A 13,514-nucleotide genomic window follows, 5' to 3' on the forward strand; every position below is an offset into this window, starting at 1 on the left:
TGCGCCATCGGCGAGGTCTCGGTCGGGCAGGTCATGCGCTCCATCACACCCTTCTACGGCGCCCTCTTCATCACCCTCCTCCTCGTCACCTACGTCCCAACCTTCTCCCTCTGGCTGCCCCACCTCCTCATGCGCTGAGGCCCATAGGGTCACGAAAAAGGGCCGCGCCGGCATCCCCGGCGCGGCCCTTTTCTGTTCGCCTTTGACGGATCAGCCTGCTTCGGCGTTCGAGGAGTTCTGCCACAGGTTCAGCCCGCCATCGATGGCGTGGCGGTCGATCTCCGCCAGCTCCTCCGGCGTGAAGGCAGCGTTCTTCAGCGCGTCGAGCGAGTTGTCGAGCTGCTCCACGTTGCGGGCGCCGATCAGGGCGGAGGTCACCCGCGGGTCGCGCAGCACCCAGGCGATGGCCATCTGGGCCAGCGTCTGGCCGCGCCGCTGGGCGATGGCGTCCAGGGCGCGCACCCGCTCCAGATTCTCCGGCGACAGGAAATGCGCCTTCAGCGTGCCGCCCTTGGCGGCGCGGGCGTCGGTGGGCTGGCCGTTCAGGTACTTGGTGGTCAGCATGCCCTGGGCCAGCGGCGAGAAGGCGATGCAGCCCATCCCCGTCTCCTCCAGCGCGTCGAGCAGCCCGCCCTCGATCCAGCGGTTCAGCATCGAATAGGACGGCTGGTGGATCAGGCAGGGGGTGCCGAGGTCCTTGAGGATCGCCGCCGCCCGCCGGGTCATCTCCGGCGAGTAGGAGGAGATGCCGACATAGAGCGCCTTGCCCTGCCGCACGGCGTGGTCGAGCGCGCCCATCGTCTCCTCCAGCGGGGTGCGCGGATCGACGCGGTGCGAGTAGAAGATGTCCACATAGTCGAGCCCCATGCGCGTGAGGCTCTGGTCCAGGCTGGCCGTCAGGTACTTGCGCGAGCCCCAGCTTCCGTAGGGGCCGGGCCACATGTCGTAGCCGGCCTTGGTAGAGACGATCAGCTCGTCGCGGTGGGCTTTGAAGTCGGTCGCCAGGACGCGCCCGAAATTCTCCTCCGCCGAGCCCGGCGGCGGGCCGTAGTTGTTGGCGAGGTCGAAATGGGTGACGCCGCGGTCGAAAGCCCGGCGCAGCACGGCGCGCCCGGTCTCGAACACATCAGTGCCGCCAAAATTCTGCCACAGCCCCAGCGAGATGGCCGGCAGGTCGAGCCCGCTCCGCCCGCTGCGGCGGTAGGTCATGCCCGTGTAGCGGGCCGGATCGGCGCGGTAGAGCGATTGCATCGCGGTCTCCTGGCTGTCTTGCGCGGTGTTGGGAGGAAGGTGACTGATATATTAGAAATCAGCCACGGTCCAAAGCCAAGTGCGCAGAGCAGCCTTCAGACCGGCTCGGCCTCGTCTTCGGAGGGGGCGGTGAAATAGAGCGGGTTGGCCTTCTGCGCGTCGGCGATGGTGACCTGGAGATAGTCCAGATGCAGGTCGATGGCCTTGGCCGCCGCCTCCGGGTCGTTGTTGGCGATGGCCTCGATGATGACCGAATGCTCGGCGATCACGTCCGGTACGCGGCCCAGCACCGGCAGGGTCAGCAGGCGGTAGCGGTCCACCTGCACCTTCACCTGCTGCGTCAGGCTCCAGAATCCCGGATAGCCGGCGGTCTCCGCCAGCAGCGCGTGGAAGGTCTCGTCGGCCTGGTGGAAGCCATCGAAATTCTGGGCGGCCTCCATCTCGCGCTGGAGTTCCAGGTTGGCGCGCAGCTTGGCGATCTGGCTGCGGGTGGCGCGCTTGGCGGCGTAGCGGACGGTCGCCTCCTCCAGCGCCTTGCGGATGGCAATGGCTTCCGGCAGGGCGCCCAGCGGGATGCGGGAGACGAAGGTGCCCGATTGCGGGAAGATCTCGATCAGCCCCTCGTCCGCCAGACGCAGCACGGCCTCGCGCACCGGGGTGCGGCTGACGCCGTAGTCCTGGGCGATCACCTTCTCGGCGACCGGCTCGCCCGGCTTGCGGCGGAGCGACACGATCTCGTTGCGCAGGTCGCGGTAGATCGTGGCGGCCACGGTGGTGCCGCGCTGGGCCGGGCGGGCGAGCGCCGCCGCCGTACGGCGCCGGGTCCGCGTCCTGACGCCCTCGGCCTGTTCGGAATCCGCCGTCGATGTCTGCGCCGCCTTTTTCAACACCCGCTCCTGCCAGGAAAATTCAGGGCGCCGGATCTCCGGGACACCGGCGTCGAACCCGCTGGTTCACGCCGCAGACGGTCCGCCCTTCATCGCAATATACTAATACCCGGCGGGGTGGGTCAAACGCCTTGGCCCCGCGCGGCGCCCCGGTTCCGCGCCAGTTTGTCCCACCGGGAAGCGCGTTGCACCGCCTGTCAGTATACTAGTATATTGACAAAAGCTCCACCGCAGAGCGCACAGCCGTAAGGACCGTCACCGTGGACCGCAAACGCATCGCCCTCGTCGCCCACGACGCCCGCAAGCCCGACCTGATCGGCTGGCTCGGCGCCAACATCCACGCGCTGGAGGGGAACGTCTTCTGGTCCACCGGCACCACCGGCCGATTAGTCCGGGAAGCCCATCCCCAACTGGACATCACCTCGCTGAAGAGCGGTCCGCTGGGCGGCGATCAGCAGATCGGCGCGATGATCGCGGAGGGCCGGATCGACCTGCTCGTCTTCTTCGTCGACCCGATGACCGCCCAGCCCCACGACGTGGACGTGAAAGCGCTGACCCGCCTCGCCACGCTCTACAACATCCCGATGGCCTGCAACGAGGCGACCGCCGACATGGTGATCTCCTCCCCCCTCTTCACCAGCGGCTACCGCCCGCGGGCCGTGGACTTCGCCGCCCACGATTCGCGCCGCCTCTGAACGGCCTCCCTCTTGAATTGCGCGCAGCGCCGACTGAATTGTAGGCGGGACGCACAAAGTGCTTGCATCCGGAACTGATATATTAATATATTCCGTCATGCGGGGCACGACCGGCGCGGGCACCACGCGCCACACCCGAACCACCCATTCAAATGGGCACCGGACCCCCGTCCGGCATCCCTTTATCCGGAGATGAGCGATGCTCCACCCCGACCGCCTCTTCCCCAGCGATCCCACGCAGCGCGACATCGCGCGTCGGCTGTACGCGGAGGTGGGCCACCTGCCGATCATCAGCCCGCACGGCCACACGGACCCGTCCTGGTTCGCCAAGAACGAGGCGTTCCCGAACCCGGCGTCGCTGTTCGTGGTGCCCGACCATTACGCCTTCCGCATGCTCTACAGCCAGGGCGTGACGATGGAGAGCCTGGGCGTGCCGCGCAAGGACGGCGGGGCGGTGGAGAGCGATCCCCGCAAGATTTGGCGCCAGCTCGCCCAGAACTGGCACCTGTTCCGCGGCACCCCGACGCGCATGTGGCTCGACCACGCCTTCGAGACGGTGTTCGGCGTGACGGAGCGGCTGAGCGGGGCCAGCGCCGACCGCATCTTCGACCAGATCGACGCCTGCCTGCAGAAGCCGGACTTCCTGCCGCGCGCCCTGTTCGAGCGCTTCAACATCGAGCTGCTGGCGACCACCGAGTCCCCGCTCGACACGCTGGAGCATCACCGCGCCATCCGCGAGAGCGGCTGGACGGGTCGCGTCATCACCGCCTTCCGCCCCGACCCGGTCGTCGACCCGGAGTTCGAGGGCTTCCAGGCCAACGTCGAGACGCTTGGCGCGCTGTCCGGTGAGAACACCGGCACCTGGGCCGGCTACCTCGCCGCCCTGCGCAACCGCCGCCAGTATTTCAAGGAGGTCGGCGGCGCCACCTCGACCGATCACGGCCACGCCACGGCGACCACCGCCGATCTGTCGGACGCCGACGCCGAGCGGCTGTTCGAGAAGGCGCTGCGCGGCACCATCACGGCGGCCGAGGCGGAGATCTTCCGCGGCCAGATGCTGACCGAGATGGCCAAGATGAGCCTGGACGACGGGCTGGTCATGCAGATCCACCCCGGCAGCTTCCGCAACCACAACCCGGGCGTCTTCGAGCGCTTCGGCCGCGACAAGGGCGCCGACATCCCGACCGGCACCGAGTATGTGCGGGCGCTGAAGCCGCTGCTCGACCGCGTCGGCAACGAGCGCGACCTGACCATCATCCTGTTCACGCTCGACGAGACCAGCTACGCCCGCGAGCTGGCGCCGCTGGCCGGCCATTACCCGGCGCTGCGCGTCGGCCCGGCCTGGTGGTTCCACGACAGCCCCGAGGGCATGCGCCGCTACCGCGAGATGATCACGGAGACGGCGGGCTTCTACAACACGGTCGGCTTCAACGACGACACGCGCGCCTTCTGTTCCATCCCGGCCCGTCACGACGTGGCCCGCCGCGTGGACTGCGCCTTCCTGGCCCGCCTCGTCGCCGAGCACCGGCTGGAGGAGGACGAGGCCGCGGAGTTGGCGGTGGATCTCGCCTACACCCTGGCGAAGAAGGCGTACAAGCTCTGACCGGAGCCTGACGACAGCCCCTCTCCCGCCCCGGGAGAGGGTGCCCGCGGAGCGGGCGGGTGAGGGTACAGCCAAGGATCAAAGTCTCCATCCTTGCCGGCACCCTCACCCTCCCGCCGCCCGCGGCGGGCCCCTCCCTCTCCCGGGACGGGAAAGGGGATCTTCAGGAAAAGGACCATCACCATGGCATCGCTGACCATCCGCCTGCATCCCGCGGACAACGTCGTCGTTGCCGGCGCCGACCTGCCGGAGGGCACCACCCTGCCCGACACCGGCGTCGTCGCCCGGACCACGATTCCCTCCGGCCACAAGGTCGCGGTGCAGGCCATCGCGGTCGGCGAGCCGGTGCGCAAGTACAACCAGGTCATCGGCTTCGCGACCGCGCCCATCGCGCCGGGCGACCATGTCCATGTCCACAACATCGGCGTGGGCGACAGCTTCGAGCGCGATTACGCCTTCGGCGCCGACGTCCACCCCACCGACCTCCTTCCGGAGGCGGAGCGCGCCACCTTCCAGGGCATCGTCCGCCCGGACGGGCGCGTGGCGACCCGCAACTACATCGGCATCCTGACCACGGTGAACTGCTCGGCCACCGCCGCGCGGATGATCGCCGACCAGTTCCGCGGCGACGCGCTGGCCGCCTACCCCAACATCGACGGGGTGGTCGCGCTGACCCACGCCTACGGCTGCGGCATGGGCTCGCAGGGCGACGCCATCGACGCGCTGCGCCGGACCATCGCCGGCTACGCCCGCCACCCGAACTTCGCCGCGGTGCTGGTGCTCGGCCTCGGCTGCGAGGTCAACCAGATCGACAAGCTGGTCGAGGTCGAGGGGCTGACCGTCGGCGACACCCTGCAGACGCTGGCGATCCAGGAGAGCGGCGGCACCGCCGCCACCGTGCGGGCGAGCGTGGAGCGCGTCCGCGCGCTGCTGCCCCGCGTCAACGACGTGACGCGCGAGACCGTGCCGGCCAGCCACCTGATCCTGGCGCTGCAATGCGGAGGGTCGGACGGCTATTCAGGAATCACCGCCAACCCGGCACTGGGCCACGCCGTTGACCTGCTGATCCGCAACGGCGGCACCGCGGTGCTGAGCGAGACGCCGGAGGTCTACGGCGCCGAGCATCTGCTGACCCGCCGCGCCGTCAGCCCGGCGGTCGGCGAGACGCTGGTCGAGCGCATCCGCTGGTGGGAGGACTACACCAGCCGCACCGGCGGCGAGATGAACAACAACCCGTCGCCCGGCAACAAGAAGGGCGGCCTGACCACCATCCTGGAGAAGTCGCTGGGCGCCGTCGCCAAGGCCGGCACGACCAACCTCGTCGAGGTGGTGCGCTACGCCGAGCCGATCACCGGGCCGGGCCTCGTCTTCATGGACACGCCGGGCTATGACCCGGTTTCGGCCACCGGACAGGTGGCGGGCGGCGCCAACGTGCTGTGCTTCACCACGGGCCGCGGCTCCGTCTTCGGCTGCAAGCCGACGCCCTCGCTGAAGCTCGCCACCAACACGCCGCTCTACCGCAAGATGACCGACGACATGGACATCGACTGCGGCCCCATCGCCACCGGCGACGCCACCATCGAGGAGGTCGGGCGGGCGATCTTCCAGCTCATCCTCGACACCGCGTCGGGCCGGAAGACCAAGAGCGAGGAGCTGGGCTTCGGCTCCGACGAGTTCACGCCCTGGCAGATGGGAGCCGTCATGTGAGCGAAAGGGCTTGCGCCAAGAGTGATATACTAGTATAAGTGTTTTCGTTCGGTTATCCTTTGAAACCCAGTCGGCAGGCCGCGCCATGCGCGTGGTTCCGCCGAGTGACGTTTCTCCAAAGTGCGACTTCAGACCGCCGGGGCACGCTCCGGCGGTCTTTTCTTTCCAGGGTCCGGCGACCCGGCCGCGGCGCGCAGCCAGTCGCGGAAAACGGTGAAGCCCGGCTCCCGGTGCCGCGCCGGCCGCGAAACCAGATACCACGCCCGCCCCATCGGCACGGCCAGAGCGAAGGGCGTGACCAGCCGGCCCGCCGCCAGATCGTCGGCGATGTAGAGCCGCGCCCCCAGCGCCACCCCCACCCCGTCCGCCGCCGCCTGCAAGGTCATGGCGTAGCTGCCGAAGGACAGCCCCTTCGAGGCCGGCGGCGACAGCCCCGCCGAGGCGAACCAGTGCGGCCAGTCGTCCGCCCAGTGCGACACCGACAGCAGCGTCGCCGACAGCAGATCCTCCGGACGGCGCAGGCTCCGCGCCAGGGCCGGCGCGCAGACCGGCAGCATGTCGGCGGTGAACAGCTCCTCCACCTCGTAACCCGGCCAATGCCCGTCGCCCAGCAGCAGGGCGCAGGTCCAGTCCTCGCGGATCGGCGCGCCGGCGCCGCCGGTGGCGATGCGAACCTCCACATCAGGGTGGCTCTCGTGGAAGGCCGACAGGCGCGGGATCAGCCAGCGCACCGCGAAGGTGGCGCCCACCCCCAGCGTCAGCACCGGACCGTCGCGCATGGCGGCGACCCGCTCGACGCTGTCCGCGATCGCGTCGAAGGCGCCGGTCAGGCCGGGTTGCAGCGCCCGCCCGCGGTCGGTCAGCTCCAGCGCGTTGGCCCGCCGCTCGAACAGCGGGAAGCCCATGCGCTCCTCCAGCAGGCGCACCATGCGGCTGACCGCGGCCTGCGAGACGTTCAACTCGCCCGCCGCCCCGGTGAAGCTGCCGTGCCGGGCCGCGGCCTCGAACGCCCGCAAGGCGTTCAGCGATGGCAGGCGCCGCATCCGATCCCCTCCTCCACGCACCCCAACATTTCCTGGGGGTCAGCATCAGACAATCCCGTTTGCGGGGCAAGCGCGCCAGGGGCATGATGCCGTCCACAGCCAAAGAAAACTTTCGGATGAGCGGGATGCTGACGGTTCCCCTGACACTCGGACTCGGCCTTGCGGCGCTGGTGACCTCGTTCCTGTCGGGCCTGTTCGGCATGGCCGGCGGCATGGTGCTGATGGGGTTGCTGCTGGTGCTGCTGCCGGTGTCCTCGGCCATGCTGCTGCACGGGATCACGCAGATGACCGCCAACGGCTGGCGGGCGTGGCTGTGGCGGCGGCATGTGCAATGGGGGATCGTGGCCCAGTTCCTGCTGGGTGGGGCGGTGGCGGTGGGCGTCTTCACCCTGATCCGCTACGTGCCCGGCAAGGCGGAGTCGCTGATCCTGCTGGGCCTGTCGCCCTTCATGGCGATGGCCGTCCCGTCGAATTGGTCTCCGAACGTGTCGCGGCGTGGCCACAGCACACTGGCCGGCCTGCTGTGCATGGGCGTGCAGCTGATTGCCGGCATCTCGGGGCCGCTGCTCGACGTCTTCTTCGTGAAGTCCAGCCTGTCGCGGCAGAGCGTCGTCGCGACCAAGGCGACGATGCAGGTCTTCGGCCACCTGTTCAAGACGGTCTATTTCGGCTCCCTCGTCGCGGCGTCGGAGGCGGAGGCGCTGGACATCACGGTGACGGCCCTGTGCATCGGCATGGCCGTTCTGGGCACCAACCTGTCGCGCCGCGTGCTGGACGCCATGAGCGACGCCCAGTTCCGCATCTGGAGCCAGCGTCTGGTCGCCCTGACCGGCACCGTCTATCTCGGCCAGGGGCTGTTCCTGCTGGTGGTGGGGTAGGTTCAGGGGGGTCTTGCCCCCACCCCGGCCCTCCCCCGCTGACGCAGGGGAGGGAGATTTGGTTCCCTCTCCTGCGAAGCTCTCGCGCAAACCTTTGGTTTGCGCTGACGCGGCAGGCGGACCTTCGGTCCGCCGAGAGCGGGGGAGGGTTAGGGAGGGGGCAAAGTGCTCCCACCCTCAACCCCGGCGGGGGAAAACCCGCCGATGACCGGTCTCCGCCTCTTCCGGGTGGAGGGCCGAAATTTTGCGTGCCTGGGTGGTGGCTGACAGGTTCATGACAGGTTCGCCTGCTAAACAGTTGGAACAACCAACCACCGTTCCCGGAACCTCCACCATGGCGACCGAATCCGCAGCCCGAAAGCCGGCGGAACCCACGGCGAAGACCGCATCGGCGGACCAGCGGACCCCGCTCTTTTATGGCGCCGCCTGCGGCGCGGGGGCCGGCGGCTCCGTCCTCCTCTACGAGGCGCGCCCGCAGAACTCCACCGCCAAGGCACCGTAAGGCGCAACAAGCGCCGTCCAAAAAGCAAAAAGTCCATTCGGAGGAAACACCATGAGCCTCGGCAACCCCGCCAAGGGGATGCTGGCGGCGGCCGTGCTGGCCGCTGCCGCCCTGTTCGCCGTTCCCGCGTCCGCGGAGATCAAGAATCTGGAGATCATCGCCCCCGCCAACGCCGGCGGCGGCTATGACCAGCACGCGCGCGCCATGCAGCAGGTGCTTCAGGAGCACAAGCTGGCCTCCAGCGTCCAGGTGGTCAACATCCCGGGCGCCGGCGGCACCATCGGCCTCAGCCAGTTCGTCACCGCCAAGAAACGCAACCCCGGCCTGATGATCTCCGGCCTCGGCATGATCGGGGCGATCCTGATCAACAAGTCGCCGGTGTCGCTCGATCAGGTGACCCCGCTGGCCCGCCTGACCGGCGAGTACCAGCCCATCGTCGTGGCCGCGGATTCTCCGCTGAAGACGCTCGACGACCTCGTGAAGAAGTTCAAGGCCGATCCCGGTTCCGTCTCGTGGGGCGGCTTCGCCGTCGGCAGCCCCGACCACATCCTCTACGGCCTGCTGGTCAAGGCGATCGGGGGCGACGTCTCCAAGATGAACTACATCGCCGCCGGTGCGGGCGGCGAGATGATGGCCTCGGTGCTGGGCGGCCACATCACCGTGGCGACCGGCGGCTACAACGAGATGGCCTCGCAGCTCCAGGCCGGAAAGCTGCGCGCGCTGGCGATCTCCGCCCCGCAGCGCCTTCCCGGGATCGACGTCCCGACCTTCAAGGAGCAGGGCGTGGATGTGGAGCTGGTGAACTGGCGCGCCGTGATGGCGCCGGGCAACCTGAAGGCGTCGGAGAAGCAGGTCCTCGACGACGCGGTCGGCGCCATGGTCCGCACCGACGAGTGGAAGCGCATCGCCGAGGAGCGCGGCTGGATCGACCTCTACCTGCCGTCCGACCAGTTCGCCGCCTTCATCAAGGACGAGCGGACGCGGATCGAAGGCGTGCTGACGGACCTCGGCCTCGTCAAGTGACCGGCCCCCGGCGGCGGGCCGCCGGGACCACCGTCTCAAAACAAAACACAGCCCAAAACAAGACACACCCATGGAGCGAAGCGTCATGACCATCCGCATGCCGGGCGCCGTGAAGGGCGTCCTGACCGCCGCCGTTCTCGCCACGGCCGCCCTCGCCGCCACCCCGTCGCTGGCCGAGATCAAGGGGCTGGAGATCATCGCCCCGGCCAGCCCCGGCGGCGGCTGGGACCAGCACGCCCGCACCCTGCAGCAGGTCCTCCAGGACCAGAAGCTGGCCTCGGGCATCCAGGTCGTGAACATCCCCGGCGCCGGCGGCACGGTCGGCCTCGCCCAGTTCGTCACCGCCAAGAAGCGCTCGCCGACGGTGCTGGTCGGCGGCCAGATCATGCTGGGCGCCATCGTCACCAACAAGTCGGCGGTGACGCTCGATCAGGTGACCCCGCTGGCCCGGCTGACCGGCGAGTACACCGCCATCGTCGTTCCGCCGGAATCGCCCATCAAGACCTTCGACGACCTGCTCAAGAAGTTCAAGGCGGACCCCGGCTCGGTCTCCTGGGGCGGCGGCTCGGCGGGCGGCAGCGACCAGATCCTCGCCGGGCTGATCGCCAAGGCGGTCGGCGTCGATCCCAACAAGGTCAACTACGTCGCCACCGCGGGCGGCGGCGAGCTGCTGGCCTCGGCGCTCGGCGGCCATGTGACGCTCGGCATGGGTGGCTACAGCGAGTTCGCCCCGCAGTTCCAGGCGGGCAAGCTGCGCGCCATCGCCGTCTCCGCCCCGCAGCGCCTGCCGGGCTCCGACACGCCGACCCTGAAGGAGCAGGGCGTCGACCTGGAGTTCGTGAACTGGCGCGGCGTCTTCGCCCAGGCCTCCGCCAAGCCAGCGGAGCTGAAGGAACTCCAGGAGGCCGTCGCCAAGGCCGTCGCCAGCGACGAGTGGAAGCAGGCCGTGAAGCAGCGCGGCTGGATCGACCTCTACCAGCCCTCCGCCGAGTTCGCCTCCTTCCTGAAGCAGGAGCGCGCGCAGATCGAAGGCACGCTGAAGGACATCGGCCTCGTGAAGTAAGGACCGCAAGGGGTGGGCGCGGTCGCCGCGCCCACGGGTCCGCAAAAAACAGTCTGGGAGGATGAAGCGATGACCACCGGTCGGAGCATGCGCGCCGGAGAGGCGGTGCTGGGCGGCGGGCTGATCGCCCTGGGGGGCTTGATCGCGGTCGAAACCATGCTGACCCCGAGCGTCGGCCGGGCGGTGGTCGGCCCGGCCCTGTTCCCCTACCTGATCTCGGGCGGCCTCGTCCTGGTCGGCCTGTCCCTGCTGCGCGAGGCCTTCGCCGGAGCCGTCGCCCACGCCGAGGGGCTGGAGCTGGACCTCTGGGCGGTGGCGCTGGTCGCGGCGGGGCTGGCAGTCCAGTTCCTGCTGCTCGACACGCTGGGCTGGATCCCCTCCACCACCATCCTGTTCGCAGCGGTCTCCCGCGCCTTCGGCGGCCGGCGGCTGGTGGTCAATCTCGCCATCGGGCTCGCGCTCGCCGCCTTCACCTTCGTGGCCTTCAATTACGGGCTCGGCCTGAACCTGCCCGAGGGCAGCATCGTCGAACGGCTCACGTCGCCCGACGCCGAGTAAGGACGCCGGAAAGCCCCGCTTCGGGAAGGAAACTGCACAATGGACACCCTTGCCGCCCTGGGCCACGGCTTCCTCGTGGCGCTGACGCCCTACAACCTGCTGTGGTCGGCGATCGGCGTGACGGTGGGCACCGCGGTCGGTGTGCTGCCCGGTATCGGCCCGGCGCTGACCGTGGCGCTGCTGCTGCCGGTCACCTACGGGCTGGAACCGACCTCCGCCTTCATCATGTTCGCCGGCATCTACTACGGCGCGATGTACGGCGGCTCGACGACCTCGATCCTGCTGAACGCGCCGGGCGAGTCCGGCAGCATCGTCACCGCCATCGACGGTCACGCCATGGCCCGTCAGGGCCGCGGCGCCCAGGCGCTGGCGACCGCCGCCATCGGCTCCTTCATCGCCGGAACCATCGCCACCGCGGCGCTGACCTTCGTCGCCCCGCTGATGGTCAAGATGGCCCTGCTGTTCGGCCCGGCCGAGTATTTCGCGCTGATGGTGCTGGCGCTGACCACCGTCACCGCGGTGCTGGGCAGCTCGCTGGCGCGCGGTCTGGCGAGCCTGTTCCTCGGTCTGGCGCTGGGTCTGGTCGGCATCGACATGCAGACCGGTCAGGCGCGGCTGGCCTTCGGCGTGCCGGAGCTGCTCGACGGCATCGACACGGTGGTCGTCGCGGTCGGCCTGTTCGCGGTCGGCGAGACGCTCTACGTCGCCTCCCGCCACCGCTTCGAGACGGAGGAAATCTACGCGCTCAAGGGCTCCAAATGGATGAGCCGCGAGGACTGGTCGCGCTCCTGGAAGCCGTGGCTGCGCGGCACGCTGCTGGGCTTCCCCATCGGCACCCTGCCGGCGGGCGGCAGCGAGATCCCGACCTTCCTGTCCTATCTGGTCGAGAAGCGTCTGGCGAAGAAGCCGGAGGAGTTCGGCAAGGGCGCCATCGAGGCCGTCGCCGGTCCGGAGGCCGCCAACAACGCGTCGGCCGCCGGCGTGCTGGCGCCGCTGCTGTCGCTCGGCCTGCCGACCTCGGCGACCGCCGCCATCATGCTGGCCGCCTTCCAGCAATACGGCCTGCAACCCGGCCCGACGCTGTTCGACAACAACCCCGAGCTGGTCTGGGGCATGATCGCCAGCCTCTACATCGGCAACGTGCTGCTGCTGGTGCTGAACCTGCCGCTGGTCGGCTTCTGGGTGAAGCTGCTGCTGATCCCGCGGCCCTGGCTGTACGCCGGCATCCTGGTCTTCTCGTCGCTGGGCGCCTACACGCTGAACAACAACGTCATCGATCTGGTCATCCTGTGGGTGATCGGGCTGCTCGGCTTCGGCATGCGCGTGCTGAACGTGCCGGTGGCGCCCTGCGTGGTCGGGCTGATCCTGGGGCCGCTGGCCGAACAGCAGTTCCGCCGGGCGCTGGCGATCAGCCAGGGCGACCCCTCGGTCTTCCTGACCCACCCGATCTCGGCGGCCCTGCTGATCATCGCCGCCCTGCTGGTGATCGGCCCGATGGTCCTGCGCTTCCGAAGCAATGGGGCCGGCAAGGGCGCGGGCAATGGCACGGGCAAGGGCGACAGCGCCTCGCCGTCCGGCAGCCATCCCGCGACGTAAGACCGTCATCCCGCGAAGGACTTTTCCATGGAAAGCGTCGATCTCTGGTCGCAGCTCGCCGCCCTCGGGCAGGTGGTCGCCATCGACCTCGTGCTGGCCGGCGACAACGCCATCGTCGTCGGCATGGCCGCCGCCGCGGTGCCGCTGGCGCAGCGCCGCAAGGTGATCTTCTGGGGCATCGGAGCGGCGATCGTCCTGCGCATCTTCTTCGCGCTGATCACCACCCAGCTTCTTGCCATCATCGGGCTGACGCTCGCCGGCGGCGTCCTGCTGCTGTGGGTCTGCTGGAAGATGTACCGCGAGCTGCGCTCCCACGGCACGGACGAGGTGGCCCCCGACGAGGCGATGGAGGCCCCCGACGCGCCGGTGGGCGTGTCGGGAAACGCCGCCGCCGGGGCCGCGGTCGGCGGCGTCACGGTGGGTGCGGCCATCTGGCAGATCGTGGTGGCGGACGTGTCGATGTCGCTCGACAACGTTCTGGCGGTGGCCGGCGCCGCCAAGGACCACCCCACCATCCTGGTCATCGGCCTGCTGCTGTCCGTCGTCCTGATGGGCGCCGCGGCCAACATGATCGCGCATGTCCTGCACAAGCATCGTTGGGTCGGCTGGGTCGGTCTCGTCATCATCACCTATGTGGCGCTCGACATGATCTGGCGCGGCAGCAACGAAGTCCTCATGCACACCTCCTGGCTATCGTGACGGAGCGCT

At 69.2% G+C, this 13,514-nt stretch carries 13 protein-coding genes; 10 read left to right on the top strand and 3 right to left on the bottom strand.

Going from position 1 to position 13,514, the window contains the following annotated elements:
• Window positions 1-210: 210 nt before the first annotated feature.
• Both mgrA and FHW79_RS26980 read right to left on the bottom strand, forming a co-directional pair.
• Window positions 211-1,251, bottom strand: coding sequence for an L-glyceraldehyde 3-phosphate reductase (gene mgrA, locus FHW79_RS26975; RefSeq protein WP_183181767.1), 1,041 nt, complete (start codon window positions 1,249-1,251; stop codon window positions 211-213).
• Between the two features lie 95 nt (window positions 1,252-1,346).
• On the bottom strand, window positions 1,347-2,138 hold the full coding sequence (locus tag FHW79_RS26980; RefSeq protein ID WP_183181768.1) for a GntR family transcriptional regulator: 792 nt from the start codon (window positions 2,136-2,138) through the stop codon (window positions 1,347-1,349).
• A gap of 260 nt (window positions 2,139-2,398) precedes the next feature.
• Here FHW79_RS26980 and FHW79_RS26985 point away from each other — a divergent pair, with 260 nt between their 5' ends.
• From FHW79_RS26985 to FHW79_RS26995, 3 genes are all read left to right on the top strand, one after another.
• Window positions 2,399-2,833 carry a methylglyoxal synthase gene (locus FHW79_RS26985; RefSeq protein ID WP_014199988.1) on the top strand — a complete coding sequence of 145 codons (435 nt, stop codon included), beginning with the start codon at window positions 2,399-2,401 and terminating at the stop codon, window positions 2,831-2,833.
• A 199-nt stretch (window positions 2,834-3,032) separates the two neighbouring features.
• Window positions 3,033-4,436, top strand: coding sequence for a glucuronate isomerase (uxaC, locus tag FHW79_RS26990; RefSeq protein ID WP_183181769.1), 1,404 nt, complete (start codon window positions 3,033-3,035; stop codon window positions 4,434-4,436).
• A 183-nt stretch (window positions 4,437-4,619) separates the two neighbouring features.
• Entirely contained in the window at window positions 4,620-6,143 is a 1,524-nt protein-coding gene (locus FHW79_RS26995; protein WP_183181770.1) for an altronate dehydratase family protein, read from the top strand.
• Window positions 6,144-6,271: 128 nt separating this feature from the next.
• On the opposite strand, the gene gcvA is transcribed toward FHW79_RS26995, so the two are convergent.
• Complete coding sequence (gene gcvA, locus FHW79_RS27000) at window positions 6,272-7,186, bottom strand: transcriptional regulator GcvA (RefSeq protein WP_183181771.1); 915 nt, start codon at window positions 7,184-7,186, stop codon at window positions 6,272-6,274.
• Window positions 7,187-7,311: 125 nt separating this feature from the next.
• Between gcvA and FHW79_RS27005 the strand changes: the two genes are divergently transcribed.
• The 7 genes from FHW79_RS27005 to FHW79_RS27035 all read left to right on the top strand — a co-directional run bounded on the left by FHW79_RS27005 (window position 7,312) and on the right by FHW79_RS27035 (window position 13,505).
• Window positions 7,312-8,064: a TSUP family transporter gene (locus tag FHW79_RS27005; RefSeq protein WP_247884624.1), complete on the top strand. Its 753-nt coding sequence runs from the start codon at window positions 7,312-7,314 to the stop codon at window positions 8,062-8,064.
• A 334-nt stretch (window positions 8,065-8,398) separates the two neighbouring features.
• Window positions 8,399-8,566 carry a hypothetical protein gene (locus tag FHW79_RS27010; RefSeq protein WP_183181773.1) on the top strand — a complete coding sequence of 56 codons (168 nt, stop codon included), beginning with the start codon at window positions 8,399-8,401 and terminating at the stop codon, window positions 8,564-8,566.
• Between the two features lie 51 nt (window positions 8,567-8,617).
• Window positions 8,618-9,589, top strand: coding sequence for a tripartite tricarboxylate transporter substrate binding protein (locus FHW79_RS27015; protein ID WP_183181774.1), 972 nt, complete (start codon window positions 8,618-8,620; stop codon window positions 9,587-9,589).
• Window positions 9,590-9,674: 85 nt separating this feature from the next.
• Window positions 9,675-10,652 carry a tripartite tricarboxylate transporter substrate-binding protein gene (locus FHW79_RS27020; protein WP_247884625.1) on the top strand — a complete coding sequence of 326 codons (978 nt, stop codon included), beginning with the start codon at window positions 9,675-9,677 and terminating at the stop codon, window positions 10,650-10,652.
• A gap of 69 nt (window positions 10,653-10,721) precedes the next feature.
• The gene (locus tag FHW79_RS27025) at window positions 10,722-11,210 is read left to right on the top strand and encodes a tripartite tricarboxylate transporter TctB family protein (protein ID WP_183181775.1); all 489 of its coding nucleotides are present in this window, start codon (window positions 10,722-10,724) and stop codon (window positions 11,208-11,210) included.
• A gap of 39 nt (window positions 11,211-11,249) precedes the next feature.
• Window positions 11,250-12,806 (top strand): tripartite tricarboxylate transporter permease, encoded by a 1,557-nt coding sequence (locus FHW79_RS27030; RefSeq protein WP_183181776.1) that lies wholly within the window; start codon window positions 11,250-11,252, stop codon window positions 12,804-12,806.
• A 27-nt stretch (window positions 12,807-12,833) separates the two neighbouring features.
• Window positions 12,834-13,505: a TerC family protein gene (locus FHW79_RS27035; RefSeq protein ID WP_183181777.1), complete on the top strand. Its 672-nt coding sequence runs from the start codon at window positions 12,834-12,836 to the stop codon at window positions 13,503-13,505.
• Window positions 13,506-13,514: the final 9 nt, after the last annotated feature.

This window comes from Azospirillum sp. OGB3, assembly GCF_014192915.1.
Taxonomy (GTDB): domain Bacteria; phylum Pseudomonadota; class Alphaproteobacteria; order Azospirillales; family Azospirillaceae; genus Azospirillum.